The organism is Desulfocastanea catecholica, from assembly GCF_054657295.1.
Map to the genome: position 1 here is coordinate 334949 of NZ_BAAHYZ010000002.1, position 25223 is coordinate 360171.

Genomic DNA, 25223 nt, shown 5'->3' on the forward strand with positions numbered 1-25223 from the left:
GTCACTCCAGTCACAGCAGTTGCCTCGTCGATACCTCGATTATCTCCGATCTATGACATGGGTCGAACAGGAGATGCACGGGTCGTAGGCCCGAACCAGCATCTCCAGCAGATGGGTAATGGTCTCGGCAGACTCATGGGCGATGGTCGGAGCAAAAGCGCGCATGTCCGCCTCAAGATTGGCAAGATTCTGGGCAGTCGGGATGATCATGTTGGCCGACAGGCATTTGCCGCGCTCATCGTACTGGTATTCATGAAAGAGGATGCCCCGGGGAGCTTCAACGGCCCCTACTCCTGTTCCGGCACGTTCCTTTACCTTTTCATGTTCTGTATCAACCTGAATTCCCTGAGCCAAAAGCGTCTGCAGAATTTCGCCGGCGTCTTCCAGGCAATGGACGCACTCCACCAGCTGGGCGATGGTGATCATGAAGGGTTTGTGGCAGGGATGCACCAGCCCCAGTTCGCCTGCCGCTGTCTTGGCGCCGTCGGTCAGCTGGTCATAGTTGTTGTTGAAACGGGCCAGGGCTCCGGTCATGTATTCCGGTCGATTCCACCTGGCATACTTGGCGGTGGAATAATCGACGACGTATTCTTTAATCACCTCTCTGTACTTGTCGGGGGAGAGTGGTTCATCCAGGTCGCTGGAGAGAATCTCGCCGTCATAGAAAGCGTATCGATCGGCATGGGTGAGGGAGACGTATTCGGTTTCCCGTTCCAGATGCGGCAGCTTGATCTTGCGCAGGGTTCGAACGGTGTCGTGAAGATCTTCCAGCCCCTGTGTCACTCGGTCCTGCATCTTGGCCAGGTGGGCGATTTCCTGGGTGAAGGTGAAGCCTCCCACCGTCATGGCGATCGGATGGGTGTGGCGGCCGACCACCACTGCGCTCAGATCATAGCCCAGTTTTTTCAGTCGCATGGCCCGCCGGACCAATTCCGGTTCCCTTTCCACCAGCGGCAGGATGCTCGGAACACCGAAGAAGTCCGGGCCGGCCAGAAAATAGATGTGCAGAATATGGCTGCTCAGTATTTCTCCGTGGTAGGCCAGGCGCCGTAACAGCCTGGTCTGCCGGCTGATCGTCGATCCCAGAGCCGACTCGGTGGCTTTCAGGGCGGCGCATTTGTGGCTTACCGCACAGATGCCGCAGACCCGCGTGGCCATATGGATCACCTCGGTAAAGTGATGGCCGCGAACAAAGGCTTCGAAAAACCTCGGTGCTTCAACCACGGAAAAACGGACCTGCTGCAGTATTCCGTCTTTGATTTTCGCAGTGATATCGCCGTGTCCTTCGACGCGGGTGACATGGTGGACATCAATGGATTTATGTTGTGCCATCGGAAGCTTCTTCCTCCTTGTCGACACGGCGTGTGTCGTTGTATAGAGAAAATCCGGCCATGATTTCCTCCCGGGTCAGCCGATTATTCCGGGCTACCTCAGCCATTATCGGATGAAGCATTTCCCTGAAGAGTGCCCGGGCGGGTGCTTCAAGGTTGGCCTCGTCGATCAGCCCACGACACCCCCGGCAGGCGTCGCCGAAGGCGGTGCAGATGGCATTGCAGCCGCACCGGGTCACCGGCCCGAGACAGACCATGCCCTTTTCATGGACACAGAGGCTGTCGTTGCGTTTACACTCGACACAGACCGGCTGATTGGGTGGCGTATAAGCCTGGCCGGTCAGAATCCGCTTGAAGACCGTTTCAAACTCCGGCAGACTCACCGGACAACCAAGAATCTGATAATCGACCTTGACCACATCGGCGATCGGCCTGGCGGGAATGGTGTCGATATGGTCGCCGTGCTCGCCGTAGACCAGTGCCAACAGCTCGTTCCTAGCCCATTTGTTCTTCAGCGCGTTGTGGCAGCTGATGGTGGCGCAGGTTCCTAACGAGACGACAATTTCGGCTTTATCACGGATGGCCTTGATTCTGTCTCTATCTTGTTGCCGGGTGATGGACCCCTCGCAAAAAGCGATATCATACTCTTCGCTTGTCTCGGACATCACTTCCCGCCAGGCCACCACCTCGACATGGGCAAGGAGATCAAGAAGTTTCTCATCCAGTTCGAGGATGGACAGCTGACAGCCCTCGCAGCAGGCGAAATCGAAAAAGGCCACTCGCGGTTTTCTTGCAAACGGTATCATCATTTCTCCTCTTTGGCTGCGTCCTGATCTTTTTCCGGAACCCAGACTTCCCCGGCTTCCGTACGAGTGAGAAGGTCGGCATACCGCAACACCGGACCGTCCCGGCAGACATAGAGATCATTGAGCTGGCAATGGCCGCATTTGCCGATGCCGCATTTACAACGCCTCTCCAGGGAAAAATAGATGTCCTGCCCGGACATTCCTTTTTGCAAAAGCTCCATGGCGACAAAGCGAAACATTACCGGAGGACCACAGATGGCGGCGATGGTGTTATCGGGGTCAAGATCCATCTCCCGGAGCGGTTCCGTCACCACGCCGGTCCGGCCTTGCCAGGCCTCGTCCGGTTTGTCGACAGTCAGGTAGAAGTCGAGATGAGGGTTCTCGGTCCACTGCGCCGTCTCTTGTTGGAACAGCAGAGTCGACGGAGTTTTTGCCCCGTAGACAACCTGCAGCCGTCCATAGTCTTTTCGCGTATCGCAGATGAAATGGATCAGGCCGCGCAGGGGAGCGATGCCGATGCCGCCGGCCACCAGCAGAACATTCTTGCCCTTCATTCGATCGATGGGAAAAAAGCCCTGGCCATACGGCCCGCGAATGCCGACCCAGTCGCCGGAGGAGAGGGCGGTGATTGCCCGGCTGACATTTCCTTTCGGTTGGACGCAGACAGTAAAACTCCCTGGTCTGGTCGGCGACGAGCAGATCGACAGCGGGGCCTCGCCGTAGCCGAAGACCGACACCTGCACGAACTGGCCGGGAGAGTGGTGCAGAGGTCGTCCGTCTTCGAGAACCAGTTCGATAGTTGTCGCGGAAGGCTCACGGTACGTGCTGACCACTTTCGCTCGTTTCGGCATGTAGGAGATACGCATGGTATCAGCGGCCTGTTGGCGATCCGGCTCAGCCATTTATCCCTCCATTTTGGCGGCAGCGATGAGCTGATTGGTCACATCGACGATATTAATATCGACCGTGCAGGCGCGGCTGCATCGACCGCAGCCGGTGCAGTAGGGACGGTCGAACTGCTTGAAGAGGTAAAGAAATTTTCGCTGCCACCGGTGTCTGACCCGCTGCCACCTCTCTCCCCGAAAATTGTGTCCGCCGGCGACCACGGCGAAATCAAGGAGCTGGCATGAATCCCAGGTGCGGTATCGCGCGCCGCCATGGAGGTCAGCATCGAATTCGTCGACCATGTCGAAGCAGAAACAGGTCGGGCATGCGGTATTGCAGGAACCGCAGCTGTAGCATCGTTCGGCGGTTTCTTTCCAGATCGGCGTCAAGCCACCCGTTTCGAGGATGTCGGCAAGTTTTTCTATAGGTGCATCGAACTTTGCCGTGATCCGTTCGGCCTTTTGTTGCCGCCAACGTTTTGCGGCAGCCAGCTCTTCTGCTCCGGCATGGCGGGTAGCAGCTTTTTTGAGGAGGTGTCTGCCCGTATGGGAGTGGATTTCTACCAGGTAGCCATGATCGATCGGGGTGAGAAAGAGGTCGCAGGGGATGCGGGCGCCATCGGTGCCGACGCTGGTGCAGAAACAGTAGGCATCCGGCTGACAATCGACACCAATGATGGTTGCCCGCCGGCGGTTGGCACTCCAGCGCACCTCTGCCGGAGGTTGGGCATAGGCCTGATCGAGAGCGTTAATGCCGGCGAGATCGCAGGGATGAACCCCGAGCAGGACCAAAGGCGACGCGTCGACATGGAGACGCAGCCTGGGCGGCTTCTCGAAAGTGAAGTCGAAAAGCTTTTCCTTTGGCGAGGCGAGGATTTTTTTGGGCGGAAGGGTTGTCGTCTGGTAGCCGGGAGCGAAATCTTCCGCTCGCTGCAGTCGGCTAAACAGATAATATCCAGGCTGGTCACCACGTTCCTTTGGGCCATAGACCGGTTGATCGGCCATAATTGCCTCGAGCAACCGGTTGAAGTTCGGGCCTGAGATGACCTGGATGTCTCTTGCCGTCATTTCCCTGCGATCTCCTGGCGTAGTGCTGCTAAACGTTTTTTGTGCATCAGCTCCTGGCCGATCACCTCCTCGATGGCCGCCTGTTCCGATTTCGGTACCACCTTTTTCATCTCCTGATAAAAAGTGATCGACCGGTTTTCAAATTCAATGCCGAAATCGATCGCCTCGAAGGGATCGGTGATGCCCTCGGCTGCTCCGGCAGCCTTGTGAGGCTGGGTAAAGACCTTGCCGCTGACAAAAGATTTCATATAGCTTTCGGTTTCACCGGTATAACTCTCGGGAAGCGGATAATCGGACAGGTCCTGGCGCATAATCTCGAATATTCGGATATGGTCGTGTTCCTCGTCGAGCAGATACTGAAAGACCTTTTTCACTTCCGGGGGCAATGCTGTATCCAGGCAGGCCTTATAGAAATCAACTCCCTGGTTTTCAATGCGGATCGCCATATCCAGAACTTCTCCGGCCCGAAAGGTCGATGTGGTCATGACCAGCTGTCTCCTCCTGTTCTGTAATGTGCAGGACAGGGAATCAACAATGGTGTCTTGCCCTGCAGGACAATTTCTTGTTGCATAGGAATATCATGCAATCCTTCGGCGACTTGAAAACACAGTTTGTCTGTAGGATGTATGGATTCCGGGCTTGACCCGGAATCCACTTCAAAGAGGCGGAGGAGCCACAATCTCCCCACCTTTGCTCTATTCCTTACAATATCCATGCCACATCCTTAAGCCCAGGCACTCTTGGTCTCTCCGCATCGTCTTGCCGGTAACTCTCGCAGGGCAATCGGCAAACAGGCGTTGACAAATGCGGCCGAGTCGAATAAAAAAGTTTGTATCGCTAGGGGTGCAGTGCATGCTGAGAGGAATCTATCCAACCCTATGAACCTGATCCGGGTAATGCCGGCGAAGGGAAGCGGCCTGCTTGGAACCGAAATTTCGGAGCACGAAAAATGGCCAGATGCCGCTTTCCTGTTGTATGGGGAGGCGGTATTTTTTTTTGCTTTTTGCCCAGAGGAACAGCTATGGAAATTGCGCTACGTATCAATGGACAGGAGGAGCAGCTGCAGGAGTGCACGATTGAAGGCCTGGTTGCCGTCAAGGGGCTGGCTGCCGCTTCCCTGGTGGTCGAGCACAACGGCCGGATCGTCAAACAGGCCGATTGGCGCACAGTGGTGCTCAGGCCGGGAGATGTCCTTGAATTGTTAAATTTTGTCGGAGGAGGTTGAGCCATGCAGGAGGAACAATTGATAATCGGTGGACATGGCTTTACCAGCCGTCTGTTGACCGGTACGGGAAAATTTGCCGCAAAAAGCTGGATTCCCAAAATGCTTGCGGCAAGTGAATCGGAGATGATCACCGTGGCGCTCCGGCGCATCGACAGTGGCGGCACCAATGAAAATATTCTCGATTTTATACCGAAAAATGTCGTGCTGCTGCCAAACACCTCCGGTGCCCGGACCGCCGAAGAGGCGGTGCGCATCGCCCGGATTGCCAGGGAGGCGGGCTGCGGCAACTTCATCAAGATCGAGGTGATCACCGACATGAAGTATCTCATGCCTGATAACTACGAAACGTTGCGGGCTACGGAAATTCTCGCCCGTGAGGATTTCATCGTCCTGCCCTATGTCCTGCCCGATCTGACCCTGGCCAGAAAACTGGAAGAGGCCGGTGCCGCCGCCATCATGCCCCTTGGCGCGCCGATCGGCACCAACCGAGGCCTTGAAACGAAGTCGCTGATTGCCCTGCTTATCGAGAATTGCCGGGTCCCGGTGGTGGTTGATGCCGGTATTGGCCGGCCCTCCCAGGCGGCGGAAGCGATGGAAATGGGCGCCGATGCGGTCCTGGTGAACACGGCCATTGCCACGGCGGAAGATCCGGCCCTGATGGGTCGCGCGTTCTCCCTGGCCGTCCAGGCCGGACGAATGGCCTATCTGGCGCGGATGGGCATGGAGAGCGCGACCGCCCAGGCCTCGTCACCGTTAACCGGCTTTCTCAACTGAAGGGGCGTGGGGAAAAATTATGTCATTTTATAATGAAATCAAGCGATATGCACATTTCGACTTCCAGTCATTTTTCTTCGGGGTTACCCCGGATCGGGTGGAGGCGGCGCTGGCCAGGGAAAAACTCTCGGAACAGGATTTCCTGGTCCTGCTCAGTCCTGCCGCCGCCGGTTCTCTCGAACAGATGGCGGCCAAGGCCCATCAGCTGACCAGGCAGTATTTCGGCCACACCATCCAGCTGTTTATCCCCCTCTATATTTCCAACTTCTGTGCCAACCTCTGTGTCTACTGCGGCTTTCATCGGGGTAATGCTATCAGCCGAAAAAAGCTCAGTCTGGCGGAAATTGAGGTTGAGGCCAAAGCGATCGCCGCGACCGGCATACGCCATCTGTTGCTCCTGACCGGCGAGGCGCCGGGTGTCACACCCATCGACTATCTGGAAGATGCCGTTCGGCTGTTGAAGAAATATTTCGCCTCGGTCTCCATCGAAATCTTTCCGCTCGATGAAGACGATTATCGTCGGCTGCGCCTCGCCGGGGTCGATGGTTTGACGCTGTTTCAGGAGGTCTACGATGAAGGTCGATATGGCCTGGTGCATAAGGGGGGCCGGAAAACCGACTATCGCTATCGGCTCGATGCCCCGGAGCGCGGCGCGCGAGCCGGTTTGCGCATGGTCAACATCGGCCCGCTGCTCGGTCTTGGCGAGGTGCGCAGCGAGATGTTCTTTTGCGGGCTGCACGCCAGATATCTCGACGACACTTTTCTGCAGACGGAGATCAGCCTGTCCCTGCCGCGCATGAATCCGGCGGAGGGGAATTATCAACCGGAATTTTTCGCCGATGACCGGACCTTTGTGCAGTTCATGACCGCACTGCGCTGCTTTCTGCCACGGGCCGGCATTACCGTGTCTACCAGGGAAAGTGCCGCCTTTCGCGATAACCTTATCCGCCTGGGGGCCACCCGCTTTTCCGCCGGTTCATGCACTGGGGTGGGCGGTTATGGTGAACAGCAGGACACCGGTACGCCGCAGTTTGAAATTACCGACGAGCGAAGCGTCGAGGAGGTGGTCATGGCCATACGCGATGCCGGGTATCAACCGGTATTTAAAGACTGGGATATGATCTGATGCATGATAATCTGATGCGGGTAGGCATTGCCGGGGTCGGGGGGATCGGCTCGAATGTCGCCATGCACCTGGTCCGTGCCGGCTGCATTACCCAGAAGCTTGTTGACTTTGACCGGGTGGAACTGTCCAACCTGAACCGGCAGTTCTATTTCATTGATCAGCTGGGGAAATACAAGGTTGATATGCTGCGGGAAAATCTCTTGAGAATCAACTCGGACGCGGCCATTGAGACGGCGCTGGTGCGGCTCGCGCCCGAGAACATGCTCGACACCTTCAGAGATTGCCGAATTCTGGTCGAGGGCTTTGACGATCAGGAGGCGAAAAAAATGCTGCTGGAAACCTTTGCCGACCTGGACATACCGATTGTTTCCGCTTCAGGCATCGCCGGCCGGAAACTTGAGACGATCCGGGTGCACCGGCTTGGCCGTTGTACCATTATCGGCGATTTTCAATCCGATTTCCGGACAGACAGCTTATATGGTCCAAAGATAGCAGTCATTGCCGCCATGATGGCGGATTGTGTTATAAAAACGGGATACCGATTATGAATGATAAAGAAAAAAGCGTAGTACTGCCGGTGGGTTTATACGGTATTACCGCTGAAAAATTCTCCGACGGGCGCAGCAATATCCAGGTGGTGGAACAGATGATCCAGGGCGGCATACAGATCATCCAGTACCGGGAAAAGCGACCGGCGAAAAGTTACCGGACCATTCTTGAAGAATGCCGGCAGATTCGGGCATTGACCCGGGCGGCCGGAGTCACCTTCATCGTCAACGACTATGTCGATATCGCCTTGCTGGTCGATGCCGACGGCGTGCATGTCGGCCAGGATGATCTGCCGGTCAGCGAGGTGAAAAGGCTGCTCGGCCCAGAGAAAATAGTCGGGCTGTCGACCCATTCGCCCAGCCAGGCACAGGACGCGGTACGGGCCGGTGCCGACTATATCGGCGTAGGCCCGGTCTTTGCCACGCAGACAAAAGATGATGTCTGTGATCCCGTTGGCTGCAGCTATCTTGAATGGGTAGTGGAAAATATTTCCCTGCCCTTTGTCGCCATCGGCGGTATCAAGCTGCACAACATCGACCAGATCGTCCGGCGGGGGGCAAAATCTATCTGCCTGGTCACCGAAATCGTCAGTGCGCCGGACATTGTCGCCAGGATCCGCCAGGTCCATGTGGCCCTTGCTCTGCCGCCCACGTCCTGAAAAAAGTGGGGCGAATTTTTATGAGGCAATGAACTCTTCTTCGACCATTTTATCGATAAAGTCGAGGACGTACTGGCGCTGGGCAGCAGTGGCGTGGGCGATGCAGCTGCAGTGCAGATTGACCTGACTGCGCACGAGAAGCTCAAATTTTACTGCGGTGTTGGTCACTTCCACGGCAAGGTGAAAAGGACCGTGTTCTTTATGATCCAGCTGGGTTGGCGAAAGCAGGTCGTCCGGCAGCTGCATCCAGTACAGGCCGATCATCGGACCCTGCTTGAGCGATCTTTTCAGGTAGGAGTCGATATTGTCGCGCTCCATCGGTGAGAGTTCATCAATGACAACTTGTCGCATAGGGTCAATCCTCGTAAAAAACAGCAGCTGCTGCTGGTCGTAAGAATAAAAAATAAAGTGCCGTGGTCGGTGATTTCATATGTCCAGCCAGGTGGTATCGCTGTTCAGGTTTTCACAGCCCTCGTCGCGCACAACATACATATTTTCCAGCCTGATGCCGCCCCAGCCGGGAATATAGATGCCCGGTTCAACGGTGACGATCATGCCGGTCTGCAGTTTTTTGCTGCTGCGGCCGGAAAGTCGTGGTCCCTCGTGCACGGCCAGGCCGACGCCGTGGCCGAGCGAGTGGCCGAAATAGTCACCGTAACCGGCCTCGGCAATGATATGACGGGCGGCCCGATCGGCATCACAGCACTTGACCCCGGCCCGGATTGCTGCAACTCCGGCCAGATGCGCCCTGCGCACCAGCCGGTGCAGCTGGAGGTACTGTTTATCTGCGGTGCCGGGCACCAGATTGCGGGTCATGTCCGAGCAGTAGCCATTGAGGATGAGGCCCATATCGATGGTCAGCGAACCATCTTTTTCCACCAGACTGCTGCCGGGGACTGCGTGCGGAAGTGCGCCGTTTTTGCCGCTGGCGACAATTGTCGAAAAACTTGGCGCCTCGGCTCCCTTGCGGCGCATGGCCGTCTCGATGGCCAGGGCGACATCGATTTCCGTCGGGTAGTCTAAGAGCGTGCGGTAAACGTCGATAAAGACTTTCTCGTTCAAGCGGACGGCCTGGCGGATGAGAGCTATCTCCTCCTCGTCCTTTACTAGCCGCATTGCTTCGACCAGGCCATCGGTCGGCACACTTTTAATGCCTTGTTTCGCCAGCGCGGTCATCATCTTGTCGGCAAAAGAGTGCAGGGTGTAGTCACTTTCAAAGGCCAGCGACCTTACCTGCAGATCACCGAGCAGCGGGCCGAGCAGTTGCAGTAGGCCTTTGGGGTAGAGGACCACCTCGGCCCAGGGCACATCCTGTTCCGCCTGCAGTTTGAAACGAAAATCGGTGAGCAGATGCACCTTGCCCCGGGCAGTCACCAGGAGCATGCCCGAGGACTCACCGATGCCATGGTCGCCGCCCCGATAGCCGCTCAGGTAGCGGCGGTTCTCCGGTTTGCTGACCAGGAAGGCGTCAATTTTTTTTCTTCTGAGTTTTGCCTGAATCTTTGCTATCCGCTGGTGGTAATCCATAAGCTCTCATATCTCTTTAGTTCGGCGGGCTCGATACATTTTTTCGGTTAGCGGACAGCAGGGGAGAAACGCTCGAGAATCATTTCCTTGCGCTGTTTCATGGCATCGTTGTATTGATTGTTCAGGCTCAACAACATTTTCGACAGCTCCTCCCGGTACTGCGGGTGCATTGCCGGGTTGACGGCTTGGCCTTCCCGCCCCTTGGCCACCTGCTGCTGCTCCAGCTGTGCCCTGATGGCATCTTCGAGCTGTTGGGTCATCTGTTCCTTGTGCCGGCCATACTGCTCGAGAAGCTGTTCCAGCTCCTGGCAGATCGCTTTAATTTCGGCACTTTTTCCATCAATGGCGAGAACTCCCTGCAGGGCAATTTTCCCCGATGCCTGCAGCTGTTCATCCCGCGGCAGCACGATATTTCGCAGCAGGGTCTGGGCCATGCCTTTGCGTATTGCCACCTGGTCCTTGGCCGGCTGTGCAGCAAGTAACTGGGCGAGGTCGGTTTCCTTCTGGTTGAGGAAATCGGCGGCCAGCCGCATACCGGTTTTGACCGTATCTTCGTTGTCGACGTCCTGAGTTGTCGCTGCGGCCATCTTTGCCGCGCGTTCCAGCACCATGTCCATTGTACTTTTGATTTCTGCCATTCTATGCGTCCTTGGTTGAGGAAACCTGCATGGGGTGCAGGTGAGATTTTATACTGTTCAGAGGGAAGTCTCTGCTCTCTGTAACGGATTGGGAGAATGTACAACAGACCATGTCCGTTGGCAAAGAAAAACCTGGCCTTCTTCCCTAGCTTCGCTGCATGCGTGCAGCAAAAAAACCGTCTATAGTCTCCGAAGGATGGGGCATAAAAAAATTGTTTTCTACAAAACGGCGGGCAGGTTCCGGCAGGTGTGGTGTGCAGTCGGTGAGGACGAACTCCTGATGGGCGGCGACAAATTGCTTGATCACCTGCTCATTTTCTTCCGGTTCCAGCGAACAGGTGGCGTAGACCAGCAGACCGTGCGGCGCGACAAGCCCGGCGGCGATCGAAACCAGGGCCAGTTGTTCCTGTTGATAGCGCATCAGCTCTTCGGGCCGTCTGTTCCAGCGGATATCCGGGTGTCGTCCGGTGACGCCGGTGCCGGAACAGGGGGCGTCGATGAGGATGCCGTCAAACAGAAGATCGCCGCTGTGGCAAGAAAACTGCTGCAGCTGTCCTTGGTAAATGTCTGGGTTCTCACCCGGAAACAGGCGGGCCAGGTTTTCTCGAAGTTTCTTCAGGCGGTGCGCTTCCGGTTCTGTCGCATGGATGTGCAGTTCATGCTGCCTGGCCAGCTGGAGGAGGTGTGAGGTCTTGCCGCCAAGACCGGCACAGGCGTCAAGGTAGCTGGCCCCGGGGCGAAAAGGGCCGAGCAGGGTGGTGGCCAGCTGGGCCGCCTCGTCCTGCACCTGAAAAAAACCCTGGCTATAACCTGGTATCGAGGTGATTAAACCGTGAAAGTCGGGCAAAATAACCGCTTCCGGGGAGTATGCACCGGGCCTGCAAGGGATACCGGCCTCTTCAAGTGTCCGGCAGAAATCTTCTCGCCGGATGGCCGGGCTGTTCACCCGCACCACCAGGGTCGGTTCACAGTTGTTCGCCCGGCAGATTCTCTCCGTCTCCTGCAGACCGAAATTCTGCCGCCAGCGCTCTACCAGCCATTCCGGATGATTGAGGATTGGCCCACCGCTGCTGTCGCTCTGTGCCTTGTCTGCAAGAGTTTCCTTTTGGCGAATGGCCTGCCGCAGCACACCGTTGACAAATCCATGCAGCCTTTGCGGAATTTTTGCCGCCTTGCAGCTTTCAACTGCCTCGTTGACGGCGGCTGATTGTGGAATACGTTGTAGGAAAAAGAGTTGGTACAAACCGACCGCCAGCGCCTGATGGACAAAGGGATCCAATTTGCCGAGCGCTGTTTTCGAGAGGAGCTGCAGGATCCTGTCGAGGAACTGCCGGTGCCGCAGGACGCCGTAGACCAGTTGCATGGTCAGGCTTCGTTCGTTGGTGTCAAAGGAGTATTTATGTACCAGCCGATCAAAGAGCGGTTTCACCGGTGATCGACTCCGGTAAAGGCTGCAGAGTATTTCCGTGGCGGTAAATCGGGCGGTTCTGGATTGTTTTTTTGGCAAAGTTATGTAACCGGAATTAAAGTACCCTATGCGAAGCGGCAGTGAGCGTTGTGTCAGGTTAGGTTGGGGACTGGACTCGTCCGTGTCGGCCTGATATGGCCATAAGATAGCAACTATCTTCCGGCAGGGGAATGGGAAAAGTGCTGTGCCGAACAGCATTGTACAAAAGTGGCGGAAGTTGTCTTTTTTCGCGGTTCCTTTCGATGGACAATCGTTCACACGACTGGTATGTTTGACGCGCTTGCCGTCATTTTGTGTCAGATGAAATCTTGTCGTTTTCTTGTGGATTGATTCCGGGCTTGATCCGAAATCTTCAAAAACAACGAAGCAGATGATGACTTTACGCGGCGCCATCAAGTTTTTAAAATAACACCATAATATAATAATGAAAAATAATAGTTTGCTGATGGTGTTGCTGGCAACACTCGTTGTTGTCGGCACGGCGCAGGCCTACACCAGAGCGGAGGTTGTCCAGCGCGGCTTTCTCCGGTGCGGTGTTTCGGCAGGATTTCCCGGTTTCTCCAGTGTCGATGCACGCGGCAGGTGGGCCGGTCTCGATGTGGATATCTGCCGGGCTGTGGCGGCGGCGACCCTGGGAAATGCCGACAAGGTGGAATATCTGCCGCTGGCGGACAACGAATCTTTCACCGCCCTGCTTTCCGGCGAGGTGGATATTCTTTCCCGCCACACGACCTGGAGTTTTACCCGGGAATCGTCCCTCGCTGTCCAGTTCGCCGGGACCAGTTATTTTGATGGCCAGGGCCTGTTGGTCTCAAAAAACCTCAATGCTGATAATTTGTCCGAGTTGAGCAAGGTGAAGGTCTGCAACCCAGTCGACTCGCGTTTTGCCGCAAATCTCATCGATTATTTCGAGAGAAATAAAATTGACTATCGACTTGTCTCCTACGATACTCTCGATCTGGCCTTAGAAGGGTTTAAGGATGAAGCCTGCGATACCATTTCCATGCAGCAGTCACTGCTTTATGGACTTCGACTGGGTCTGGCCGAGCCGGGCAATGCGGTGGTGCTGCCCGAGGTTATCGCCAAGGAGCCTCTTGCACCGGTGGTCCGGCAAGGTGATCATACCTGGGCGAATATCGTCAAATGGTCACTGTATGCCATGGTCAATGGCGAAGAGCTGGGGGTGACTTCGGCAAATATCGAAGAGATGCAGGCCAGCAATATACTCGCCGTACAAAGTTTGCTCGGCCAGCAGGGAACGGCGGGAAAAGGTATTGGTTTGCCGGACGACTGGGCTGCCCAGATAATTCGCCAGGTGGGCAACTATGGCGAGGTCTTCGAACGAAACTTCGGCGCCGGGTCTGCTTTGAAGATAGAGCGTGGGTTGAATAACCTGTGGAACAATGGTGGGTTGCAGTATGCACCTCCGCTGCAATGACAGGCCTAACCTTTAGTAAAAAAGGAGGAAGTGTATGAAAATTGAGAAATATGGTCTCTGGGAAATAGTCGTAACCATCAGCTGTCTGGTGCTTCTTTCTGCCCCGGTTTTAGCGGTGGAGGAACCGGGCAAGGTGGAAACCGCCGGCAAGGAGATCAGTGAAGCGGCCAAGGCTGTAGGCAGTGCGACTGGCGAGGCGTGGCAGACAACCAAGGAAAAAACTGCTGCGACCTGGGATAAAACCAAGGAGAAAAGCTCTGAGGTCGCCGAAAAAACCGCTGAAGTCTCCGAAGAGGTGGCCGTGGTGACGGTAGAAAAAAGCAAGGGGTTTTGGCAGAAAACCAAGGAAACAACAAAGGCATGGCTGGAGAAAGCCAGGGCCAAAATTCATCAGATGACTGCACCTAAGCCGGAGCCTGCGCCTCAGCCCGAACCGGCAAAATAAACCGAGAGATCCGCGGTCTACCGGTCGTTGAGACAGAGGGTCAACTCCTGCAGGGAATCAATCGCCCAGGTGGGCGGGACCGGCAGGGAAGACAGTTCGGCATGGCTCCAGTTGACAAAGACGGTGTCGATGCCGGCGCTGGCCCCGCTGCAGATATCGTAGAGGGCATCTCCGGTAAAAACGGTGCTGGTTTTATCTGCTCCAAGCAGGGACATGGCCTTGAGGGCCGGTTCGGCGTCCGGTTTATGTCTGGTGGTATCTTCAGGGGTGACCAGTACGTCAAAATATCTGCCGGTGTCGGTGGACTGGAGAATTTTCTCCATGCTGAAGCGTCTTCGTGAGGTGACCACGGCCAGTTTTTTTCCGGCACTCTTGAGTATTTCCAAGGTCTCGATGACGTGGGGAAAGGGGTGGATGCAGTCCGCCATGATGTTCAGCTGGTACTGGAGATAATCATCGAGTATCCGATCGTGGTCAAGTTCCGCGCCCAGGTGGGTGATGAGCTGACTTTTCAGCGGCAGGCCGATACCGTTGATGATGGTCGTCCTGTCCATGGTCCTACCGGCATATTTCTCCGAGACATATTGGAAACAGGAACAGATAAGGTCGACTGTGTCAAAGAGGGTGCCGTCGGCATCGAAAAGGTAGCTGTCATACGGTTTCATGGTACATCTCCAGGTAGTAAAAATTGAGCTGAGAGAATACACCATCGGCGGCTGTCGGGCAATCTCCCATGAATATTTTTCAGAATAAGGAGTGGTAAACAAATGTCCATCCCCCCACCGACGCATTCCGACGAAGAGCTGAACCGTCTCTTCACCGAGGCATGCACCGCCCAGACCGAAGGACGTCTTGCCGAGGCGATGGACAACTATTTGCTGTTGCTGGAATATTTCCCGGAAGCGGCCATGCTTCGCTATAATCTCGGCCTGGTCTACTACAGTCTTGAGGATTTCACCGCCGCCCTGGCGGAATTTGCCCAGGCCCTGACCTGCCGGCCTGAAGACGGTGATACCCTGTTTAATCTCGCTCTCTGTCAGAAGAAGATCGGAGATAGTGTCGCGGCAATCGCCTCATACCGCAGGCTGCTGCAGGCAATGCCGGACCATACCGACGGCTGGTACAACCTTGCCGGCTGTTACCGTGACACCTATGATGATGCCCAGGCCATTTCCTGCTACCGGAAGGTGCTGGCGCTCGATAATGCATATCTGCCGGCCCTCAATAACCTCGCCTATCTCTATCATCGCGGCGGGGATAGGCAGCAGGCTGAAGCCTGCTATCGACAGGTATTGGCCCTGCGGCCAAATGACGATGCCGCCCTCTATATGCTCGCCTCACTTCTCGGCACGCCGCTTGACCGCGCCCCCGATGCCTATGTGCAGCATTTTTTCGACGCCTATGCCGAGGGCTTTGAGAAAAGTCTGGTCGATGGTCTGGGATACGACACTCCCCGACAGTTATTTTCCTGTTTGCAGGAATGTACCGTCCTGCAGGGTATGAAAAACCACTACGCCCATGGCCTTGATCTCGGCTGTGGAACTGGACTCAGCGGCATTGCCTTTAAGGAAATCGTCACGGTTGTTGATGGCGTGGACCTCTCCGGCAACATGCTTGCGCAGGCAGCAGGGAAGGGCTGTTACAAGCGGCTGTACCAGGACAGCATCAGCCACTATTTACAGACGACCACAGCAACCTATGATTTTTTTCTCGCCACCGATGTGTTTATCTATGTCGGTGCGCTGGACGATATTTTCACCGCCCTGCGCGTTGTCGCCCGGCCGGGGGCCATGTTCTGCTTTTCCACGGAGACACTGGATTCGTCAGGTTATCAGCTGCAACAGACCGGCAGATTTGCCTATTCCCGCGACTATATCCATGACATCGCCGCTGCGACCGGCTGGACGGTAGTGACAGCGAAAGAGACGAAACTGCGTAAAGAGAAAGAGCGATGGCTTGCCGGTGATCTTTGGATTCTGCAACTGCAGGCGTGGAATGCATGATGGTGAGAGGCCGTCCGGCTCGAGACCCTTACCAATCAAAAAGGGGCACTTGCGAGCAACGCAGGCCCCCTTATTGTTATGTTTATGTAAAGCCATTACGCCGGCAATATGAAATCGTGCCCGGCAAACTGGATATTTTCAACGGTCGGACACATCGGAGCCACAGCGTGCACGCCGCCGCAGTCGGGACATACGCCCAAATAGGTTTCAAGAATAAATGTTGCTTTGCAGCCCTGGCATACGGTCTCAATTGGACCCCGCGAAATCTTTTGATCTCGCACTGCGCCGCCATGGGCATGAAAGACAAATTCAACCAGGTCTTTTCCTTTAGAAAAAGGCCCACCAGTGTTACCAATTGTTCCGCAACCACATCCTGACATAGGGTACTCCCTTCATGCAAAATTGAGTTCTGATTAACGGCAGCTGAAACGGCCGAGAATCGATTCTATAAGGCTCAGAATAGAACAAACATGACCAGACAGCATTGACGTAAGTCAAGGCCTCGGAAGCTGATCAAGTATTTTTTGCCTTTTCAGCTGTGGCTCAAGCATGGCCTATGGCAAATAGGAGTGTTGTCGGATGGATTTCAGAGATTGAGACTGTTCCTGAACAACCTGGCAAGGCGTTAGGATCATCCCTTCGGCGATGCACACCGGAAATACCCGTCAATTCAGGATGGAGAGCATGAAGCTTCCGGTAATGAGCAATAATCGAAATCGGCCACCGGAGATTATACCCAACCCCATCGCGTCCGTCATCGGCCATTGCCACATCAATAGAGTTTTTGTGCACATCTAAACCGACAAATATGGTATTCTTTTTCATGACCTGCCTCCCTGGTTATGGCTCTGTGTTATGGGTTGATACGTACAACATGACCCACGTTGGCAAGGTGGCGGGTCACTTATTTTCTACTGACAGCCATTATGTCTATACTCGATCAGTAAATTAAATTGTTAGGCATTTTAGAAGTGAGGACGACCTCACCTGTGTAAATCAACTGGGGACGACCCCGCTCAAATGACAGGTGTTTATGAACTGGTTTATTCTCGTTGCTGCAGGCTTTTTTGAAATCGGATGGGCGGTTGGTCTTAAGTATACGGAGGGTTTTACTCGTTTTTGGCCAACAGTTGGCACAGTGCTCTCAATGATCGTTAGCCTCGCCTTGCTTGGTATTGCTATGAAATCCCTGCCTGTAGGCACTGCGTATGCCATCTGGGTTGGCGTGGGTGCAGTGGGCACCGCGATTCTCGGCATTTTCTTACTGGGTGAGTCAGCGAACACTATGCGGCTACTCAGCCTCGGCCTTATTGTCGCCGGTATCGTTGGCCTCAAGCTGACAACATCGGTCTAAACATTCGTTAAAGCCGACGTCTGCCGAAGCGCTTCTGGTTTTATAAATATTTTGGCTGGCACGACTTAGGAGCCGTTACGAAATAACCCGGTCATTTTATCTCTAGCATTCACAGAGTGGTAAGTGTGCCCGTATTTTATCTGCCTATAGTAAATTACTTCGAAATAATAGGTAGTTCCACCGCTCGGCAACTACTTTGTCAACACTCGAAAATATGGAAAAATTATGTTCAGAGAAATGAGAAGGAAAAAACAACTTTTGTCGGAAACGGAAATGATTGAAATATTGAAATCTTGTACGTCGGGTGTTTTAGCAGTAACAGGCGATAAATGGACACTTGTGTCCATAGCATGGAATCTGAAGCGGATATGTGCATTGAATAGGTGCATTGAATGGCTAAAATATGTCAAAAAACGATTCAACTTGAGCAAATTTCAATTCAGGTTGGCGGCAAAAAGCCGCACATGCCACAAATATTGACAATGAAGTAAAATAGTAAATATCTCTGTTAGATTTGGCCCTTAGGTAGGTTCGAAACCCGACAGACTCCTGATATGGCTGTCATTGTCAGTAAGGAAAGAACTGAAAAGCATATCTTATACCAAAGTCTTAGAAATAAAATGTAGACGACCCAATGAATACATCTGCAATGAATACATCTGAATACACCTCTCAAACAATAAAATTGATAAACCCACAGTTTTTTGCCGTTGCGAAAGAGTGGACAGACCTTGATCAGATGCGCCAAAAACTAGCCACTCATTTGTTCGCCATTGAGCTGGAATCTTCCGAGGCATACAATCAGGATGCCTCCATTTTTGCCCGTATTCGTGACACCTCACAAGTTTTGCGTAATATGCTAAAAAAAAGATCTGAGGATCTTGCTGGTTTTTCCATGGCCCAGGCGATCTATGACATCAATCATGGGAATTCGCGCCCCGACTTGACTCCTGCTTTTTATGCGGAGCTATACCACCTTCTTTTAGGAATCCAAGGCAAAGGTTCCCGTAAAGCTTTTGATGACATTCATCTGTCTGCCATAAATGACCAGGGAAGACCTGCGGCAATTCATCGCTCGAGACAACTGGATGAAATCCGCTCAGAAGTTGATCGTAAAATCAGTCAGTATAAAACCGGGCTTGACACGCGGTCGATTGTCAGGCGAGCCAAAAGGCGTGACAAAATTATTACAAGATTAAACGCCTCATTGGATGATTGGCAGAACTGGCACTGGCAAATAAAAAATATTATCAAAGAGCCTGAAATTCTCCAGGATCTCGTTAAGCTGAGCAGAGAAGAAAAAAAGGCAGTTAAAATGGCCAGGGCCCATAACCTTCCATTTGGAATTACCCCCTACTATCTTTCACTGATGGATGACGACCATAATCAACGCGATATGTCAATTAGAGCGCAAGTTCTACCTCCCGCCGATTATGTGACCCAAGTCATAGCCAATAAAGGGGAATCTGGATTTGATTTTATGGGAGAGGAGGATACGTCGCCTTTTGACCTGATTACCCGACGGTACCCCGCAATCTGTATATTTAAACCTTTCAACACCTGTCCCCAGATCTGTGTTTACTGTCAGCGCAACTGGGAAATTGATGATGCCATGTCGCCACAAGCCTTTGCGGGCATGCAGCAGGTTGATGCGGGTATCAAATGGATCAAAGAAAATCCGGCCATACACGAGGTTCTCATAACAGGCGGAGACCCACTCGCCATGGGTGATGTAACATTATCCAACATACTTGCTAAAATCGCTGATATTCCTACTGTTGACAGAATACGAATTGGCACCCGTATACCTGTTACCATGCCAATGCGCATTACAGCTGATCTGGCGAATATTTTGGCACAGTTCCGGGAGTTGGGAAGACGTGAGGTGGCTATTACCACCCATATCCAAACCCCATATGAAATCACTCCTGAACTGGTCAAAGCGGTGGACCGTCTACGCTCCTGCGGACTTCCTGTATACAACCAGCTGGTATACACCTATTTTGTATCCAAAAGATTTGAGGCTTCAGCCCTGCGAAGGCACCTGCGTTTGATCGGAATTGACCCCTACTACACTTTTAACACAAAAGGAAAAGATGAAACGCTGGCCTATCGTGTCCCCATTTCAAGACTGATCATGGAACAGCAGGAAGAGGCACGACTACTGCCCGGCCTGGAAAGAACAGATGAAGCAGTCTTTAATGTGCCGAGGCTGGGGAAGAATTATCTCAAATCAAGAGAGCATCGAGATCTTCTTTCGATCTTGCCGAACGGTGCCAGAGTCTACGAGTTCTATTCCTGGGAGAAAAACATGGGGAGTGTAACAAGCACGTACTCTTTCGTTGACGTGCCAATTCTGGACTATTTAAAAAGGCTTGAAAAAGACGACGAGAACCTGCAGGATTATGACACGATCTGGTATTATTTTTAGTGTCTTGGTGGTTATTGGCAGGCCGTCGTGCGCTAAAGCGGCAATTCTCTGGGCGCGCCACTCAGCTTGTAAGGTTCTCTATAAGAGTCAAGCTGTATGAAACAGCAGCCCCTTGCAGGGAGGTTTTTAAGTCGTTTTTTGAAAACATTTGAGGAGTAAAATAATGGCGAAGCTGTTTTCCACCCACTACAGTGTAAACGACATCGATATCGGTGCCGGTGCCCATCTTGGCAATGAACGAGCTCTGGTGATCTTCCAAAAGGGCCGCGTTGAATTTTTTGAACATATTGGTTTTTCAGATAAAAACATAGGTGGCAACAGAGGAATCATAATCGTGGAGACTGGAGTGAAATATCACCGCGAAGGTTTTCTTCATGACCGGCTTATCGTGAATGTTGCAGTAGCAGAGGTAGCCGGAAAAAAGTTTACTCTTCATTATAGTGTCATTAGAGAATCGGATAGGCAGAAGCTGCTCAGCGGCTTTACAACGTGTTTGGCCTTTGACTATAGGTCGAGAAAAGTTGTTGAAATTCCAGATGTTTTTGTCAAAAAAATTGAACAATTCCTTGACGAAAAAAACAATGAGAAAATATAACATAACCACTGGCAATTAATGCTTCATATCGCAACGCTGGCATGACAGACCAAACTGTCGAGGCGCTGATACAGGCGCTCGACACAGAGGGTGGAAAGGTCGAGATATTCAATCAGGTGGCGGATCTCATAGAACTTTCGGTTCTTCAAAATCAGCCAAGGAGGTTAGTATGGAAAAGAAACTGACAACCCTATGTGTACATTCTGAAAAAGATTTTAAGAAGCAGGGCAAGGCTATCATCAAACTGGCAAAGAAGCAGGGGCTCATTGCCATAACAAATCGGTTGGCACTTTTTATAGACAAGACCTGCCGACGCTGGTGGTTCGGCGATAAAAAAACTGGAGTTCTCCTCTCTGTAGAATATGGTTTGACTGACAAGGAAGCTATTAACTTTCTCACCAATGAAATTTCAAGCTAGACTTCTCTTTTGCCCGATCCTTCTCCTTTTAGGAGAGGGATCGGGCTAGTCCAGCAAACGGTTCAGGTGGTGGCCCGCTTCGCTGTTACAATCTAATCTTATTCGTTATGTTTTCTGCTTTCTACTTTTATTGAGATTGATTTTAAACGGTTATGCGCCACGCCTCAATTTTGAGTGAACGCTGTCCGACTTACCTTTTGATGGCCTTCACTACCGCAGAAAAGTCCTCATCCGCGCCCCCCATCTCTCTCGCCTCGATGTACAGATTATTGGCGGCACCAGCGGTAAAGAGAGGCTGGCCATATTCATCGCCCAGCAGGAGAGCCAGCCGCATATCCTTTTGCATGTGCTTCAGCGGAAATGCCGTCTGGAAATTATTTTGCGCCATGAGCGGCCCCTTCAAGCGAAACATCGGGTTGTCGATTGCTCCCTGGGCCAACACGTCGAGAATGTCAGCACTCGACAGTCCGACTTTATTACCCAGAGACAGCCCTTCGGCAAAGGCGGTCATCATTGTTCCCATTATCATATTGATAACCAGTTTCATTTGGGCACCCTGACCGACTTCCTTGAAATAAAATGATTTCTTGCCCATAAGCTGCAGGGCCGGCGCGGCATCACGGTACAACGATTCATCCCCTCCGCAGAGAAAAACCAAGGTGCCGTCTTCGGCCGGTTTTTTACTGCCGGAAACCGGCGCTTCGAGAAAACGTCCACCTTTTTTCTGTACTGCTCCGGCTATCCGCACAGCAGTCGCCGGATCTACCGTCGAAATATCGACATATCCTTTGCCGGAAGAAATACCTTCCAGAACCCCGCCGGCATCAAAAAAGAGGGCCTCTGCCGCAGCAGGATCAGAAACCATGGCAAAGGTGATATCGCAGTTGGCCGTTACCTCCCCGGGAGTCTTGCCAAGGCGTGCTCCCAGTTTAACAAGAGAAGTGCATTTTTCCTCGGTGCGGTTCCAGACAGTTACATCCAGTCCTGCTTCAACAAGGTTGGTTGCCATGGCCTTTCCCATGATGCCAAGCCCTAAAAATCCGTATTTTTTCATTTGCCAAACCTCCACATTAAAATTAGTCCTTCCATTGTTCCCCCTTTATTTTTTATGCTGTCTATCAGGAGGAACCAGCTTGTCGAGCTTTTGCTGCATATTTTAATCACTCATTGCACTTCTTGATCGACAAATTTAAAAAACAACAGAGTATCGCTCAGTATTGATGAAAGAGGACGTATAGTTTTTTTGATGCATCCGGCAAATGGGTACCTAGGGCTCTGACGGAGATATGCAGCCCCCCTTGTTACTCCGGCCAAGCCCGATATGCATGATAATCTGATGGATCAGAGAGAAAAAGGCAAAAAAGGTAATGGTGCCGTGAGACTGGGAGTAGGTCAGCAAAATCTATTGCAACTTGATCAGTGATGGCAGTAATAATCAGGTGGGGGTCTAACAATATATTCGCAATCTAAAAAAGGAGGAGCGACATGGCAAAGCCTTTCTATCCGCTGACGTTAGAGGAATTTAGTGACCTGCTCAATCGCTTTCGTTTTACCCGGAAAATTGATGCCGTACATATGCATCACACCTGGCGACCGAATCACAGCCAGTACCAGGGTGAGCGGTCGATAGAAGGCATGTGGCGCTATCACACCCAGGAAAATGGCTGGAGCGATATCGCCCAGCATATATCGATAGCTCCTGATGGGACGATCTGGACAGGGCGGGACTGGAACGCCCAGCCGGTGAGTGCCCGTGGCTATAATGGCAACCGGACTTCGGGACCATTCATGTTCGAGATTATCGGTGACTTTGATCGTGGTTGTGACCCGTTTGCAGGAGCACAGCGTGCGGCGGTTGTCAGAGTTATTGCCAGTGTCCAGGAGAAGTTTGGCTTGCCATTGGAAAGCCTGCGTTTTCATAATTTTATGACCGACCAGAAAACCTGTCCGGGCAATGCCATCGTCTATCAGGATTTTCTGGCGGAAGTCCAGGATGCGCGGTCTGCACTTGTTGCTCAGGCTGCTGAAGTGGGCAAAGCAAGATCCGTGAGGGAAATTGATGAAAACGCCCGGTTGGAGGAAATTCTGCACACCTGGTCCTGCACCGGCAGCCGCGGCAGCGACCCTGCCGATGCTGAACCGGAAGAATCGGAGATGACATTTAGGCAGATTCGCCTGATTACCGGGATGGAAGGTACCACCGTTCCTGTGCCTGGGGTCGGTGCGACCCGCGGAGGCGGCGGAGGCAAAAGGCTTTCTCCTGAGGAGCTGGACGCATTGCGTCCACATGTCATCAATCTTAATCAAGGCAAATTTTCCAGTGAGGGGATTTTTCAAACCACCCCGGAAGATGTTGATGCAATCTTTGATGATTACCTGGCGAATGCGCTGGCAAAAGCCAGGGCCAACAGCCAGCCGCTGAGACTTCTCATCTATGCGCACGGGGGCCTCGTTGCAGAAAGCGACGGACTTTGGATTGCCCATTTGCAGGTGGAGTGGTGGAAGAAAAACAATATCTACCCCATTAATTTTGTATGGGAAACAGGATTTTTCGATGCGATCAGGCAGATTCTCTCCGGTGCCAGGGGCATGGCTGCCGAAAGGGGGCTCTCCAGAGATTTCTGGGATTATACAACTGACCCGGCTATAGAGGCGCTTGCCCGCACCCTTGGGGGCGCGAAAATCTGGTCGGCGATGAAAGAAAGTGGCCGTCTTGCCTCGGCCGAGAGTGGTGGTGCGACATATACAGCCAAAAAACTGTCGGCATTCTGCCGGAATCATCCGGGCGAAATAGAATTGCATGCGGTAGGGCATAGTGCCGGATCAATTTTTCATTCCTGGTTTCTCCCCAGAGCTCTAGCTGAGGGTGTCCCACCGTTTACCGGCCTCTATTTCCTGGCTCCGGCTATTCGGGTGGATGAATTCAAAGAGCGGCTTCTCGCTCATATCGGCAACGATATCGAGCATCTGACCATGTTTACCATGAAGAAAGACTGGGAGAAGGACGATTCGGTCGCAAAAATTTATCAAAAATCGCTCCTTTATTTGCTTTACTATGCGCTGGAGAGCAATCGGAAAACGCCAATCCTCGGGCTGGAAGAATCTTTAAGAAAGGATTTCGATACAGCACATCTTTTTGGTTTGAAGGGAACCCCTTCGCAGAAGGCTGAGATTGTCTGGTCGGTTTCCCGGGCAACAACAGGGAACAGTGCCAGTACCGCAAGAACGCATGGCGGATTCGACAATGACCGCCCAACAATGAACAGTGTTGCCCGGCGCATTCTCGACAGAGAAGATATTGTTGATTTCCCAGAAGAAGCCATTGAGCGCGGACTACCCGACCTCTGGGATAAACCGGTTCTGCTGCCAGCGGAATTTGAATATTTATTCCGTCCACCCATGCCAGCATCCGCACCACTTTCGGTGCCTGCTCTACAAACGCCTGCCGATATAGCAGCAACACCTGAATCTGCTGATTCTCCTGCACCTGCGGGCAGGCGTCAGGCTCTTTGTGTCGGTATTGACGATTATCCCATCTCGCCGCTTAATGGCTGTGTCGCTGATGCCGATGCATGGGCAGCAGTCCTGGGTGAGTTGGGGTTTCAGGTGTCTTCGCTTAAAAATGCAGCAGCAACGCGCAATTCCATCCTTACTGAATTGAAAACGTTAATAGAAACCAGCAAAGCAGGAGATGTTGTGGTCTTCCAGTTTGCCGGACACGGCACCGAAGTCGACGACCTCGACGGCGATGAAGTGGATGGGACGAATGGTCCAAAGGATGAGGCCCTCTGTCCCTATGATCTTGCCGAGGGAGCCTTTGTCATTGACGATGATATTGCTGATATTTTTGCAAACATACCCCAAGGTGTCAACGTGACCTGTTTTGTCGACTGTTGCCACTCAGGATCAATCACCAGGGCCTTTAGGGGCAGCAGGCCAATAACAGGCGAACGCGACTTAAGGGCCCGTTTCCTTCCGGCAACTCCTGAAATGCAGGCAAAACACCGCGCTTACCGGGAGCGTATCGGGAGTACCCGAAGTGCACCTGGTCGAAGGCCGGAAAATCTGAAAAATGTTCTTTTCTCTGCCTGCCGGGACTATGAAGTCGCTTATGAGTCTGCTGGGCATGGAGAATTCACTGTAAGAGCGACAAAAATCCTCCGACAGGGGATTGAAGGAATGACGAATGAAGATTTTCAAAAACAGGTAATTAAGGAATTTGGCCCTGTCCCACGACAAAATCCTGATCTGGATTGTGCACCACACATGACCCAGTTGGCTTTACTAAAACCGGTTCTTCTTCCTGATTAAACGTGCTTCCCGCCAATCCTCTGTTTCACAAGGGATGTAGGGTCGTACGATATGTAGCGGCCGGCAGCATGCAAAATTTGTCACTATGGCTTATGGAAATCTTTCCCTTCTCTGCCTTTCACTAAGGGAAGGGAAAGAAAAACCAAGTATCCTTATTCGTTCGCCAGCCCCAGT

25 protein-coding genes, 1 pseudogene and 1 riboswitch are annotated in these 25223 nt (G+C 52.8%); of the genes and pseudogenes, 14 read left to right on the plus strand and 12 right to left on the minus strand.

Translation table 11 applies throughout. The features are described from left to right. Nucleotides 1-39 precede the first annotated feature (39 nt). Genes ACYQ8U_RS03200 through ACYQ8U_RS03220 form a run of 5 tightly spaced genes read right to left on the minus strand, consistent with a single transcriptional unit; the run spans nucleotide 40 to nucleotide 4574 of the window. On the minus strand, nucleotides 40-1332 hold the full coding sequence (locus tag ACYQ8U_RS03200; protein ID WP_459944068.1) for a Ni/Fe hydrogenase subunit alpha: 1293 nt from the start codon (nucleotides 1330-1332) through the stop codon (nucleotides 40-42). Next, nucleotides 1319-2140 carry an NADH-quinone oxidoreductase subunit B family protein gene (locus ACYQ8U_RS03205; RefSeq protein ID WP_459944069.1) on the minus strand — a complete coding sequence of 274 codons (822 nt, stop codon included), beginning with the start codon at nucleotides 2138-2140 and terminating at the stop codon, nucleotides 1319-1321. The genes ACYQ8U_RS03200 and ACYQ8U_RS03205 overlap by 14 nt, the downstream gene beginning before the upstream one ends. Next, nucleotides 2137-3039: an FAD/NAD(P)-binding protein gene (locus tag ACYQ8U_RS03210; RefSeq protein WP_459944070.1), complete on the minus strand. Its 903-nt coding sequence runs from the start codon at nucleotides 3037-3039 to the stop codon at nucleotides 2137-2139. The genes ACYQ8U_RS03205 and ACYQ8U_RS03210 overlap by 4 nt, the downstream gene beginning before the upstream one ends. After that, entirely contained in the window at nucleotides 3040-4089 is a 1050-nt protein-coding gene (locus tag ACYQ8U_RS03215; RefSeq protein WP_459944071.1) for a 4Fe-4S dicluster domain-containing protein, read from the minus strand. It lies immediately after the preceding gene. Continuing rightward, on the minus strand, nucleotides 4086-4574 hold the full coding sequence (locus ACYQ8U_RS03220; protein ID WP_459944072.1) for a ferritin-like domain-containing protein: 489 nt from the start codon (nucleotides 4572-4574) through the stop codon (nucleotides 4086-4088). Before ACYQ8U_RS03220 ends, ACYQ8U_RS03215 begins: the two co-directional genes overlap by 4 nt. Before the next feature lie 344 nt (nucleotides 4575-4918). Next, nucleotides 4919-5017: riboswitch (TPP riboswitch) on the plus strand. Nucleotides 5018-5110: 93 nt separating this feature from the next. Between ACYQ8U_RS03220 and thiS the strand changes: the two genes are divergently transcribed. The 5 genes from thiS to thiE are packed head-to-tail and all read left to right on the plus strand — an operon-like array spanning nucleotide 5111 to nucleotide 8421. Continuing rightward, complete coding sequence (thiS, locus tag ACYQ8U_RS03225) at nucleotides 5111-5314, plus strand: sulfur carrier protein ThiS (protein WP_459944073.1); 204 nt, start codon at nucleotides 5111-5113, stop codon at nucleotides 5312-5314. A 3-nt stretch (nucleotides 5315-5317) separates the two neighbouring features. Continuing rightward, the gene (locus tag ACYQ8U_RS03230) at nucleotides 5318-6088 is read left to right on the plus strand and encodes a thiazole synthase (protein ID WP_459944074.1); all 771 of its coding nucleotides are present in this window, start codon (nucleotides 5318-5320) and stop codon (nucleotides 6086-6088) included. A gap of 19 nt (nucleotides 6089-6107) precedes the next feature. Continuing rightward, nucleotides 6108-7214 carry a 2-iminoacetate synthase ThiH gene (thiH, locus tag ACYQ8U_RS03235; protein WP_459944075.1) on the plus strand — a complete coding sequence of 369 codons (1107 nt, stop codon included), beginning with the start codon at nucleotides 6108-6110 and terminating at the stop codon, nucleotides 7212-7214. Next, nucleotides 7214-7762 (plus strand): sulfur carrier protein ThiS adenylyltransferase ThiF, encoded by a 549-nt coding sequence (gene thiF, locus ACYQ8U_RS03240; protein ID WP_459944076.1) that lies wholly within the window; start codon nucleotides 7214-7216, stop codon nucleotides 7760-7762. The genes thiH and thiF overlap by 1 nt, the downstream gene beginning before the upstream one ends. After that, nucleotides 7759-8421 carry a thiamine phosphate synthase gene (gene thiE / locus ACYQ8U_RS03245; RefSeq protein ID WP_459944077.1) on the plus strand — a complete coding sequence of 221 codons (663 nt, stop codon included), beginning with the start codon at nucleotides 7759-7761 and terminating at the stop codon, nucleotides 8419-8421. The genes thiF and thiE overlap by 4 nt, the downstream gene beginning before the upstream one ends. Before the next feature lie 18 nt (nucleotides 8422-8439). On the opposite strand, the gene ACYQ8U_RS03250 is transcribed toward thiE, so the two are convergent. The 4 genes from ACYQ8U_RS03250 to rsmB form a co-directional block, all read right to left on the minus strand. Further along, complete coding sequence (locus tag ACYQ8U_RS03250) at nucleotides 8440-8772, minus strand: hypothetical protein (protein WP_459944078.1); 333 nt, start codon at nucleotides 8770-8772, stop codon at nucleotides 8440-8442. A 75-nt stretch (nucleotides 8773-8847) separates the two neighbouring features. Further along, nucleotides 8848-9948, minus strand: coding sequence for a M24 family metallopeptidase (locus ACYQ8U_RS03255; protein ID WP_459944079.1), 1101 nt, complete (start codon nucleotides 9946-9948; stop codon nucleotides 8848-8850). Nucleotides 9949-9995: 47 nt separating this feature from the next. After that, a complete protein-coding gene (locus tag ACYQ8U_RS03260; protein ID WP_459944080.1) occupies nucleotides 9996-10586 on the minus strand; it encodes a DUF6657 family protein in 591 nt (196 codons plus the stop codon). A gap of 145 nt (nucleotides 10587-10731) precedes the next feature. After that, nucleotides 10732-12093 carry a 16S rRNA (cytosine(967)-C(5))-methyltransferase RsmB gene (gene rsmB, locus ACYQ8U_RS03265; RefSeq protein WP_459944081.1) on the minus strand — a complete coding sequence of 454 codons (1362 nt, stop codon included), beginning with the start codon at nucleotides 12091-12093 and terminating at the stop codon, nucleotides 10732-10734. A gap of 385 nt (nucleotides 12094-12478) precedes the next feature. Here rsmB and ACYQ8U_RS03270 point away from each other — a divergent pair, with 385 nt between their 5' ends. Together ACYQ8U_RS03270 and ACYQ8U_RS03275 are read left to right on the plus strand one after the other, a co-directional pair. Next, nucleotides 12479-13492, plus strand: coding sequence for an amino acid ABC transporter substrate-binding protein (locus ACYQ8U_RS03270; protein ID WP_459944082.1), 1014 nt, complete (start codon nucleotides 12479-12481; stop codon nucleotides 13490-13492). 34 nt (nucleotides 13493-13526) lie between these two features. Continuing rightward, nucleotides 13527-13937: a hypothetical protein gene (locus ACYQ8U_RS03275; protein WP_459944083.1), complete on the plus strand. Its 411-nt coding sequence runs from the start codon at nucleotides 13527-13529 to the stop codon at nucleotides 13935-13937. 17 nt (nucleotides 13938-13954) lie between these two features. Here the strand turns inward: ACYQ8U_RS03275 and ACYQ8U_RS03280 are convergent, their stop codons facing one another. Beyond that, nucleotides 13955-14602 carry an HAD family hydrolase gene (locus ACYQ8U_RS03280; RefSeq protein WP_459944084.1) on the minus strand — a complete coding sequence of 216 codons (648 nt, stop codon included), beginning with the start codon at nucleotides 14600-14602 and terminating at the stop codon, nucleotides 13955-13957. A 102-nt stretch (nucleotides 14603-14704) separates the two neighbouring features. Here ACYQ8U_RS03280 and ACYQ8U_RS03285 point away from each other — a divergent pair, with 102 nt between their 5' ends. Beyond that, entirely contained in the window at nucleotides 14705-15940 is a 1236-nt protein-coding gene (locus tag ACYQ8U_RS03285; RefSeq protein ID WP_459944085.1) for a class I SAM-dependent DNA methyltransferase, read from the plus strand. Nucleotides 15941-16483: 543 nt separating this feature from the next. On the opposite strand, the gene ACYQ8U_RS03290 is transcribed toward ACYQ8U_RS03285, so the two are convergent. Further along, nucleotides 16484-16765 (minus strand): hypothetical protein, encoded by a 282-nt coding sequence (locus ACYQ8U_RS03290; protein ID WP_459944086.1) that lies wholly within the window; start codon nucleotides 16763-16765, stop codon nucleotides 16484-16486. 208 nt (nucleotides 16766-16973) lie between these two features. On the opposite strand from ACYQ8U_RS03290, the gene sugE reads away from it, so the two are divergent. The 5 genes and pseudogenes from sugE (at nucleotide 16974) to ACYQ8U_RS03315 (ending at nucleotide 20738) form a co-directional block, all read left to right on the plus strand. Continuing rightward, complete coding sequence (gene sugE / locus ACYQ8U_RS03295; protein ID WP_459944087.1) at nucleotides 16974-17294, plus strand: quaternary ammonium compound efflux SMR transporter SugE; 321 nt, start codon at nucleotides 16974-16976, stop codon at nucleotides 17292-17294. A 225-nt stretch (nucleotides 17295-17519) separates the two neighbouring features. Then, a pseudogene (locus tag ACYQ8U_RS03300) lies at nucleotides 17520-17624 on the plus strand (5-nitroimidazole antibiotic resistance protein); the annotation flags it as partial. Between the two features lie 304 nt (nucleotides 17625-17928). Further along, entirely contained in the window at nucleotides 17929-19725 is a 1797-nt protein-coding gene (locus ACYQ8U_RS03305) for a KamA family radical SAM protein (RefSeq protein ID WP_459944088.1), read from the plus strand. A gap of 163 nt (nucleotides 19726-19888) precedes the next feature. Then, nucleotides 19889-20320 (plus strand): acyl-CoA thioesterase, encoded by a 432-nt coding sequence (locus ACYQ8U_RS03310; RefSeq protein WP_459944089.1) that lies wholly within the window; start codon nucleotides 19889-19891, stop codon nucleotides 20318-20320. A 169-nt stretch (nucleotides 20321-20489) separates the two neighbouring features. Next, the gene (locus ACYQ8U_RS03315) at nucleotides 20490-20738 is read left to right on the plus strand and encodes a hypothetical protein (RefSeq protein WP_459944090.1); all 249 of its coding nucleotides are present in this window, start codon (nucleotides 20490-20492) and stop codon (nucleotides 20736-20738) included. 190 nt (nucleotides 20739-20928) lie between these two features. Here the strand turns inward: ACYQ8U_RS03315 and ACYQ8U_RS03320 are convergent, their stop codons facing one another. Next, nucleotides 20929-21792, minus strand: coding sequence for an NAD(P)-dependent oxidoreductase (locus tag ACYQ8U_RS03320; protein WP_459944091.1), 864 nt, complete (start codon nucleotides 21790-21792; stop codon nucleotides 20929-20931). A 431-nt stretch (nucleotides 21793-22223) separates the two neighbouring features. Between ACYQ8U_RS03320 and ACYQ8U_RS03325 the strand changes: the two genes are divergently transcribed. Further along, entirely contained in the window at nucleotides 22224-25049 is a 2826-nt protein-coding gene (locus tag ACYQ8U_RS03325; RefSeq protein ID WP_459944092.1) for a caspase family protein, read from the plus strand. The last annotated feature ends 174 nt before the right edge of the window (nucleotides 25050-25223 follow it).

What these genes read in the sequence shown, in the direction of transcription:
- ACYQ8U_RS03200 (WP_459944068.1), bottom strand. Translation starts at nt 1,332, where the DNA reads ATGGCACAACATAAATCCATTGATGTCCACCATGTCACCCGCGTCGAA.
- ACYQ8U_RS03205 (WP_459944069.1), bottom strand. Translation starts at nt 2,140, where the DNA reads ATGATGATACCGTTTGCAAGAAAACCGCGAGTGGCCTTTTTCGATTTC.
- ACYQ8U_RS03210 (WP_459944070.1), bottom strand. Translation starts at nt 3,039, where the DNA reads ATGGCTGAGCCGGATCGCCAACAGGCCGCTGATACCATGCGTATCTCC.
- ACYQ8U_RS03215 (WP_459944071.1), bottom strand. Translation starts at nt 4,089, where the DNA reads ATGACGGCAAGAGACATCCAGGTCATCTCAGGCCCGAACTTCAACCGG.
- ACYQ8U_RS03220 (WP_459944072.1), bottom strand. Translation starts at nt 4,574, where the DNA reads ATGACCACATCGACCTTTCGGGCCGGAGAAGTTCTGGATATGGCGATC.
- thiS (WP_459944073.1), top strand. Translation starts at nt 5,111, where the DNA reads ATGGAAATTGCGCTACGTATCAATGGACAGGAGGAGCAGCTGCAGGAG.
- ACYQ8U_RS03230 (WP_459944074.1), top strand. Translation starts at nt 5,318, where the DNA reads ATGCAGGAGGAACAATTGATAATCGGTGGACATGGCTTTACCAGCCGT.
- thiH (WP_459944075.1), top strand. Translation starts at nt 6,108, where the DNA reads ATGTCATTTTATAATGAAATCAAGCGATATGCACATTTCGACTTCCAG.
- thiF (WP_459944076.1), top strand. Translation starts at nt 7,214, where the DNA reads ATGCATGATAATCTGATGCGGGTAGGCATTGCCGGGGTCGGGGGGATC.
- thiE (WP_459944077.1), top strand. Translation starts at nt 7,759, where the DNA reads ATGAATGATAAAGAAAAAAGCGTAGTACTGCCGGTGGGTTTATACGGT.
- ACYQ8U_RS03250 (WP_459944078.1), bottom strand. Translation starts at nt 8,772, where the DNA reads ATGCGACAAGTTGTCATTGATGAACTCTCACCGATGGAGCGCGACAAT.
- ACYQ8U_RS03255 (WP_459944079.1), bottom strand. Translation starts at nt 9,948, where the DNA reads ATGGATTACCACCAGCGGATAGCAAAGATTCAGGCAAAACTCAGAAGA.
- ACYQ8U_RS03260 (WP_459944080.1), bottom strand. Translation starts at nt 10,586, where the DNA reads ATGGCAGAAATCAAAAGTACAATGGACATGGTGCTGGAACGCGCGGCA.
- ACYQ8U_RS03270 (WP_459944082.1), top strand. Translation starts at nt 12,479, where the DNA reads ATGAAAAATAATAGTTTGCTGATGGTGTTGCTGGCAACACTCGTTGTT.
- ACYQ8U_RS03275 (WP_459944083.1), top strand. Translation starts at nt 13,527, where the DNA reads ATGAAAATTGAGAAATATGGTCTCTGGGAAATAGTCGTAACCATCAGC.
- ACYQ8U_RS03280 (WP_459944084.1), bottom strand. Translation starts at nt 14,602, where the DNA reads ATGAAACCGTATGACAGCTACCTTTTCGATGCCGACGGCACCCTCTTT.
- ACYQ8U_RS03285 (WP_459944085.1), top strand. Translation starts at nt 14,705, where the DNA reads ATGTCCATCCCCCCACCGACGCATTCCGACGAAGAGCTGAACCGTCTC.
- ACYQ8U_RS03290 (WP_459944086.1), bottom strand. Translation starts at nt 16,765, where the DNA reads ATGAAAAAGAATACCATATTTGTCGGTTTAGATGTGCACAAAAACTCT.
- sugE (WP_459944087.1), top strand. Translation starts at nt 16,974, where the DNA reads ATGAACTGGTTTATTCTCGTTGCTGCAGGCTTTTTTGAAATCGGATGG.
- ACYQ8U_RS03305 (WP_459944088.1), top strand. Translation starts at nt 17,929, where the DNA reads ATGAATACATCTGCAATGAATACATCTGAATACACCTCTCAAACAATA.
- ACYQ8U_RS03310 (WP_459944089.1), top strand. Translation starts at nt 19,889, where the DNA reads ATGGCGAAGCTGTTTTCCACCCACTACAGTGTAAACGACATCGATATC.
- ACYQ8U_RS03315 (WP_459944090.1), top strand. Translation starts at nt 20,490, where the DNA reads ATGGAAAAGAAACTGACAACCCTATGTGTACATTCTGAAAAAGATTTT.
- ACYQ8U_RS03320 (WP_459944091.1), bottom strand. Translation starts at nt 21,792, where the DNA reads ATGAAAAAATACGGATTTTTAGGGCTTGGCATCATGGGAAAGGCCATG.
- ACYQ8U_RS03325 (WP_459944092.1), top strand. Translation starts at nt 22,224, where the DNA reads ATGGCAAAGCCTTTCTATCCGCTGACGTTAGAGGAATTTAGTGACCTG.